5 protein-coding genes are annotated in these 5,528 nt (G+C 73.3%); 1 reads left to right on the forward strand and 4 read right to left on the reverse strand.

What is annotated here, in order from left to right; translation table 11 throughout:
- From ACY5KJ_RS17040 to ACY5KJ_RS17055, 4 genes are all read right to left on the reverse strand, one after another.
- Window positions 1–584, reverse strand: a 584-nt coding sequence (locus ACY5KJ_RS17040) for a helicase-associated domain-containing protein (RefSeq protein WP_462203832.1), incomplete at its 3' end; no start/stop codon positions are given.
- Between the two features lie 269 nt (window positions 585–853).
- Entirely contained in the window at window positions 854–3,397 is a 2,544-nt protein-coding gene (locus ACY5KJ_RS17045) for a helicase-associated domain-containing protein (protein ID WP_462203833.1), read from the reverse strand.
- 54 nt (window positions 3,398–3,451) lie between these two features.
- Window positions 3,452–3,967, reverse strand: coding sequence for a hypothetical protein (locus ACY5KJ_RS17050; RefSeq protein ID WP_462186145.1), 516 nt, complete (start codon window positions 3,965–3,967; stop codon window positions 3,452–3,454).
- A gap of 498 nt (window positions 3,968–4,465) precedes the next feature.
- Window positions 4,466–4,612: a hypothetical protein gene (locus ACY5KJ_RS17055; protein ID WP_023840655.1), complete on the reverse strand. Its 147-nt coding sequence runs from the start codon at window positions 4,610–4,612 to the stop codon at window positions 4,466–4,468.
- Between the two features lie 461 nt (window positions 4,613–5,073).
- Between ACY5KJ_RS17055 and ACY5KJ_RS17060 the strand changes: the two genes are divergently transcribed.
- Window positions 5,074–5,528, forward strand: a 455-nt coding sequence (locus tag ACY5KJ_RS17060; protein ID WP_462203834.1) for a hypothetical protein, incomplete at its 3' end; no start/stop codon positions are given.

Below are 5,528 nucleotides of genomic sequence, written 5' to 3' on the forward strand. Positions count from 1 at the left end.
TCCCAGAACCCGGCTACCGCACCCTTCTGGTAGTCGCGCAGCTCCCAGCCGTCCTGGCGCAGTTCGATCCGGTGCGCCTCGCCGTCGACGTAACCGGCGAGATCCTCCGCCGGCCACCCGAGTTTGAGCAGCGCCTGCTTGAGCCGGCCGCGCTCGGAGGGGTGCACGGCGATTGTGTCGTCGTCGATGCGGGAGCCGAGCATCGGCACGACCTTCTTGGCCCGGGCCACCTCGACGAGCACCACCCGGTCGAGAGCACGCAACACCAGCCCGTGGGCCGGGTCGTTCTCCAGGCGCAGCCGACCGTAGCGATCCATCGTGTCGGCGATGTCGACAAGCAGGGCGTGCGGCACGGCGTAACGGGAGAAGCGAACCAGCGCATCGACAACCTGCTCGGCGTCATGGCCGGCGGCACGGGCGTTCCACAGCGCCAGCGGCGTCACCCGATAGGTGTGCACATGCTCCGGAGACCGTTCGAGCTCGGCGAACGGAGCGATGGCCGACCGCGCCTCGGCAGCACTCGGATGCTCGACCTCAAGCAGCAACGTCTTGTCCGACTGGACGATCAACGGGCCATCCGTCACCCGCCACCGCCCTTTCCGTCCGCCGTAGGTTCCACCGTGGGTATCGACCCATTAGTGAACCACCAACACGAGCCGCCCTGCACCAATCGGTGCGGTGCGAGCCACCGGCGTCGCACCGGCACGATCACACCGGCGGCGCGCTGCTCGTTCACTGGCGCCCTTCGACGGTACAGCCGACCACCGACACGGTAACCAGAGGGGCCGAAGCCCGACTGAAACCACCGCGGGTCCCGCAGGCAGGCGGGCACACCGGCACCGGCCCGCCCGGCTCATGGCGGATCGGCGAGATCCTCCGCGGCGGCCGACCAGTCCGCCGCCACCGGCGGCCCGCCGAACGCGTCGTCGATGTCGGCGACGCCGGTCACCCGGTGCAGGACAAAACGACGCGGGCCGGCGCTGAGTTCGTCCCACGCGGTGAGCCAGCCGCTCTCGACAGCGGTGGGCCGCACGATCCGGTCGCTCGGCGCACCCTGCTGGTCGACGTAGCCCAGCAGCACCCGGCGCCGGTCCCGGACGGCTCCCTGCAGCAGCACCAGGATCAACGGCGCGGACCGGGTGAGCCCGACCTCGATGCCGGGAACCTCACCGGCTGCCCGGACCGCCCGTGCGCTGTCGTCGCCTCGGCGGACCAGCCGGACCACGTCGCGCAGCTGGTTGATCCGGGTGCCGGCCACGTCGACCGACGCCACGCGGGGGCGCGCCGGCGTCCGATAAGCGGCGGGCCGGCGCAGCACCACCCGCCCGTCCGGGGCCTCCGCGACCGGTGCGAACCCGGCGGTGCGCAGGCCGACGAGCACCTCCGCGGTCGGCAGTGGGGAGATGACGATCGTCGGCGCGATCCGGCGCAGCCCCAACGCCTGGGTACGCCGGTTGGCGACCACTTCGGCGAGCAGCGCCGTGTCCTCGCAGCGCAGGTAGCTCGCGGCAGGACCAGCCCGCAACCGGCCGTGCCGCCGGGCGGTGTCGTCGATCAGATAGGTGAGGGCCTGCGGCGCCCCGCCTCGACCGAGGCGGGCGAGCATCGCGTGGATGTCCTCCGCCACCAGGCCCGAGTCCAGGCCGCGACGCAGCGAGGCCTCGGAGAACCGGTAGACGGTGGCCGCGCCCGCGGACTCGACGTCCGCCATCCGCGCCAGCTCCGCAGCCACCCGGGGTACCAGCGGGCCCGGGGCAACCGCGGTGAGATCCCCCTGCAGCAGCAGCTCCTCGACCGGCTCGGGCAGCAGTGGCGCGAGCGCGTCGGCGAGCCTGGCGCACAGCGCGGGATCACCAGCCGCCGATCGGCTCGGCACGCCCGCGTTCCGCGCCGGATCGGCGTTCTCCGCGTCGAGCTGGGCGGCGAGTAACCGACCGACCGTGCTCGGCGCGCCCCGGCCGGTCAGCCCAAGCAGCTCGGCCTCGACAATCGTTCCGTCGATCGTCCCGGCGAGCAGCGTTCCGCCGCGCCGCGGCGCTCGCCAGGTCAACAGGGCACGCAACGACTCCGCGGTCGGCACCACCCCTGCGGGCGCCGTGGCCAGCGCCCGCAGGACCTGGGCACGCAGGTCCTGCGCGGCCAGTCGCCGCACGTCCAGCGACAGGGGAGCGATCTGCCGGCCCCGCTCGTCCCGCTCGCCAACCAGCCAGGCGGCGGTCGACGAGCGCAGCCAGCCCTCGACCAGTACGGCCCACCGGGCAGCTACCAGGTCGGTGCCCCAGCGGTCGTAGGCCGTGGTCGGCACGTACTGGACGTCGACCCCCGCGGTCGTGTCGACCAGGCCGGCCGCCGCGGCCAGCTCCACCACGAAGGCCGCGGCCCGCTCGTCGACGTCGAGCAGTTTCGCGGCGGCCCGCAGGTCTCGCACGCTCAACCCGCCGGTGCGCAGCGGGGTGACCGGGCTCGCGCCCCAGGCGTCCAGCAGGGTGGTGACCCACCGGACGAGGGTGTCCGCCGCCAGGGCCGCCGCGGCGTCGGCCGCCGCCACCCCGACGACCTCTCCCTCGACGGCGGGCAGGTGCGGGTGCAGGACCCCGGCCGGATGCTCGCCGCGCACGACCAGCCCAACCTCGCGCGGCAGCTCGACGGTCTCCTCGTCCAATCCGACGAGCAGGCCGCGGGCGAGCAGCTCCTCCACCGGGGTCCGGGCCGCGGGCAACCCCAGCAACCGGCCCGCCTCCGTAGTGGCGCCGAGTGCCGGACCCGCGGCCAGCCGGTCCAGCAGCTGCCGCGCCCGGGAGGAGCAGGCGTCGATCCACTCCCGGACCCGATCCGCGTCCGCGAAGGCGCCGCTCAACGCCTCGATCATCGCTTCCCGGACGGCGAACCCGGTCGCCGTCTCGTCGGCCGCGCCCCGGGGCACCGGCAGGCCGGCCGCGGTCAGGAGCCGGGCGAGCTGGGACTGCCGGTACGTCGTCAGGCAGGCTCGCACGGGACGGCCGAGCCCCAGCGGGCGCACGCCGAGGAGGTCGACGACCATCCCGGTAACCCGCAGCTCGTCGTCGTCGCCCCAGATGAGCCCGAGGTCACGAAGCCGGCCCACCGGCTCGGACACCTCCGGATGCCCGCAGAACCTTGTCAGCTCCGCCAGGGACACCGGCCGGGGAAGGATCGTCAACGCCTCCAGGAGCTCGCAGGCGCCCGTGTCGAGACGTTCCAACGCGCGGGCCACGCTGACCCGGATCTCCAGGCGGGCCGCAAGCACCTCGAAGTCCGGTGGGGGCGGCATCGCCAGGTCCGGCCGTAGGAGGAAGAGCCGGGTCAACGCCTGATCCGGAAGCGCACGCAACCAGTCCACGAGGGTCCCGGGCTGTCCTGAGGCCTCGGTGGCCGGCATCGACACCCTCACGACGGTAGCTGGCGCGGCGCCAGGCCGGCAGGGCGCCGTCGCTCAGCCGGGCCGTGCCGCGTCACCTGGGCGGATGCCGGATTCGCAACCGCGGCGGACACCGGCACCGCGGCGACGGGTGATGGCCCCGCACGGCAGGTCGTCGTGCCGTCCGGCCGCTCCACCGCCGATCCCGACCCGAGCCGTCCCCACCTGGTCGAGCACCCATCCGCAGCTGGTGTCCCACCGCAGCACCGCGATCGCCGGATCGGTACCGCCCGGCGGGGACAACACCGCGAACGCCCAGTCGGGTGCGCCGGTCGAGGTGCGGATGCCGGTGATGCGCAGACCATCCGGCGACACCCTGGACACCAGCGGGCTGTCGAAGACCGCCGCCGTGATCGCGGCAGCCTCGGCCTCGGTGGGCAGCCGGCCGGGTCCATCGGAGGCGTCCGGGAGCTGCCCGGCCCGGCCGTTGCCGACATGACCCTGCCCGGCCCGGTCCTGACTCACCCGCCCCTGGCCGCCACTGTTCACGGTCAGGGGTGCCGCAGGAGAAGGTGCGGGTCTTGGACGCACGTGGCCTCCCTGGATGCTTTGGCAGGCCAGGACGCGCGCTCGGCCGAACGTCGGCGACCAGGATGCCCGAGACGGGCCTCTTCGCGGCGAGGTCGACGGAATGCGACAGACCTACCGATACCGATTTCACACGCCCGGGGCCATCGGATGCAAGAAGATTCGGCAAACTGGGCGCAACCAATTTCGCCGGGACCGCTTCTCCTGCTCCGCCGGCCCGGATGGTCCGCGTGGCCGAGGATCCGCAGGTTACCCGGACATTGATTCGATCATACTCAATGGAGGCCATAAAGCGACAAGTACGGCAACGATGACAACAATCGCTCTCTGGTCGGCAAACCTCTACGTTGTACGCCATCTTTGCGAACTTTTTGCGGGCCTGAGCCGCGAAGCCCCATCTCCGCCGACGGCGCCCGCCGGGCATGCCCCCGCCGGGCCGCTCCGACGGCCGCGGATCCAGGCAGCATGCCCTGACGACGCCAGGCCCTAAGACGCCAGGCCCTAACGACGCCGGTCGAACTGGTCCACGAGGAAGGACAGATGGTTCACCCGTCCCCAGTCCGCGACCCGGGACATCGTCCCGGCGTCACCAGGCAGGGCCAGTGTCCGGCCGAGCGAGACGCCGACGACGAGGACCGCCGCGAGCACCGCCGCCTGAATCGCGCTGAGTACCGGGTTACGGTGCTGGCGGCCCCCTCCCCGGCCGGGACTCGGGTACGGGCTCGGCTACCGGCCACGCGGCCGTGCGGGCGGGCCGGCTCCGGGACGGCGGCGGCGTCACCGGCGGCGGCGTCACCGGCGGCGGCGTCACCGACATCCGGCCCGTCGGCTTCAGGGCTCCCCCGCCGGCCCTGTCCCAGCGGGTCCGCTCGTGGCCGGCCGGAGGCACCGCCCGGTGACATCCGGTTCGAGGGGCGCCAGGGTTCCCCGGCGGTCCGTGGGTCGTCGTCCCTGATCGCGTGCTGGTACCCGGTGAAGCTGACCTCGTCCAGTAGCCCGGAACCCGGCCGACCGCCTCCCCGGGAGAAGCCGTCCGGGTCCGGAGGAGATCCCCGGTCCAGCCCGGACGGCGCGCGCGGGTCCGGGGGAGACGAGGAATACGCGGGTCGGTGCCGGAGGTCATCGGCCCCACCCGGCGGGGAGACACCCGCACCGCGCGGGTCATGCCAACCGCCGCGTGGATCGTGCCAACCGCCGCGGTGGTCGGGCCGTTCCGCCGGCCCGGGCCTCCTGGCGGATCTCGTCGCCAGCGTGCTGAACGCGACGATCCGACCCTCGGACGGCTGGCGGCGCCGGGGCGCGGCGGTTCCCTCAGCTGCCGGACCCGACCGGATCCGCTCGGTCCGAGCCGCGTTGTCGGGGAGGTCACGCACGGGGTCCGAGAAGTTCCGCGCCGGGTCGTGAACCGGATCGGCGGGTGGGCCGGGATCGGCGCCACCGCCCACCCGACCATGATCTACCCGACCATGATCTACCCGATCATGATCCGCCCGACTGTGATTCAGTCGCGGCTGCGCGCGTGTGTCACCGTGCGAGTTCCTGCCCTCAGCGACCACCACCCGCC

This window comes from Frankia sp. CcWB3, assembly GCF_977927595.1.

What these genes read in the sequence shown, in the direction of transcription:
- ACY5KJ_RS17045 (WP_462203833.1), bottom strand. Translation starts at nt 3,397, where the DNA reads ATGCCGGCCACCGAGGCCTCAGGACAGCCCGGGACCCTCGTGGACTGG.